Raw genomic sequence first — 1,699 nt, 5'->3', positions numbered from 1 at the left:
CGTTGAGTTCCTAATGGATGTCAAGGTGGCGAAGGCATAGCTTGAGAGCCGGGCGGGCCGGTCGACGGGACGCGTTGCGATCTCTTGTTTCGCCGGTCCGTCTCTGATCTCAGCGGCCGTTGGCGGGTATGGGTTGTGCGCCGGGCCGCTCGCACCTCGGTGGGTATGGCATACCGCTCAGCGATGATGGCGCGGGCTTGGGTGGCATCGATGGGCCGGCCGTTGGCGTCGTGCAGGATGTAGTGCTCGCCGCGCCGCCAGCAACCGGCGATCCGGGTGAGCAGGGCTGTGGCGACGTGGCACAGAGCAGAGTTGTGATGCTTGCCTTCGGTGACCATCAGGCGGTGGTATTTGGCGGCCAAACTGGGGTCGGCGCGGCGGGCGTGTTCGGCGGCCATGAACAAGGCTTCACGCAGGCAGGCGTCACCCGCCTTGGTAGGGCCGCCATGGTGGCCGTTGACGCCGGAGGAGTCCAGACGCGGGACCAGACCGCTGAAGGCTCTGACTGCGGCTAGCGAGGTGAAGCGGTTCGGATCGCCCAGCCGGCCGAGGATCTGGGCGCCCAGGATGGGGCCGATCCCGGGCACTGAGGGCAAGATCCCGTCAGGGTCAGCGTGGGCGAAGAGTACGGCGATGCGCTCATCGAGTTCCTTGATCTCATGAGTGAGGGCCAAGGCCAGCCGGGCTTCGATGGCGATGTCGTCGGCCAGGTCGGGGTAATCGAGCTCGTCGTCCCAGAGGTGGAGCGTCGCGCTGGCGGCGGCCAAGAGTTCGTCGGCCTTGATCTGGTTCCAGGCACCGCGTGAGTGTCGGTGCAGGAAGCGGGCCAGTCGGGTTCTGCCCAGTCGGCGGACGGTGTGCGGGCAGGCGTAGCCGGCGGCCAGGAACTTCAACGGGGTCTTGTGCCCCAGATTGCTGCCCAGAGCGGCATGCCATCCTGGCCCGAGGATCTCCAGCAGCGCGTCCAGGCGGGCGAGCGTGGCGGTGCGGCGGCGCACCAGAGTGGAGCGCAGCTTGACCGCTCGGCGCAGTGAGTCTCCGGGCCCGAGCCCTTGCTCGGTGTGCAGCCCCTCGGGGTGCAGGAGCGGTAGACGTGCCAAGATGCGGGAGTCCAGCCGATCGGACTTGGTGTGTTTGCTGTAGTAGGCGCGCAGATCGGCGGCTCGTTCCGGCGGCACCATCACCACCGCCGCACCGCGGCGCCGGAACCAGGCAGCCAGTGGCACCCACGCGTTACGGGTGGGCTCCATGATCACCGTGACCGTCGATGGGTCGGTTCCGTTCGGCAGCATCGCCCATAGCTGCTCCAGATCGTCTGCCGTGGTGCGAAACCGGTGGCCAGACCAGGTGAATTCTCCTCGTTCATCGGCCAGGCTGGCCTGATGAGCTGCCCGGCACGCGATGTCGATCCCTAGCCGCAATCGCACGATCCTGGCTCCGTTTCTTCTCGGATGCTTCGACAGACCAGGCATGCCGACGCTGAAGGAGGACGCAGTACCAGACATTCGCCAACAGGGATCCACCTGGCCGGTGGCGTTCAGAGACCGGGCGGTCGCCGGGTTCCTAACAGGACGCGCGTTCTCCCGGCGTTGACCCCGCTCGCCCCACGATCAACGGGCAAGAAGCACCAGGCTCCAATCGGTCAGCAATGGTGACGAGCGGGCGCCGGTCACCCCGATCCTCATCCCGCCGGCCGAGC

At 67.1% G+C, this 1,699-nt stretch carries 1 protein-coding gene; it reads right to left on the bottom strand.

Annotation, left to right across the window (positions count from 1 at the left end; translation table 11 throughout):
* Positions 1 to 20 precede the first annotated feature (20 nt).
* Positions 21 to 1,427, bottom strand: coding sequence for an IS110 family transposase (locus ACIBHY_RS54715; protein WP_397311090.1), 1,407 nt, complete (start codon positions 1,425 to 1,427; stop codon positions 21 to 23).
* Positions 1,428 to 1,699 lie beyond the last annotated feature (272 nt).

It is taken from the genome of Nonomuraea sp. NPDC050547, assembly GCF_044457345.1.
GTDB lineage: Bacteria > Actinomycetota > Actinomycetes > Streptosporangiales > Streptosporangiaceae > Nonomuraea.
Note: the sequence above shows the minus strand (reverse complement) of the source record. Positions and strands in the feature narration are given on the sequence as shown.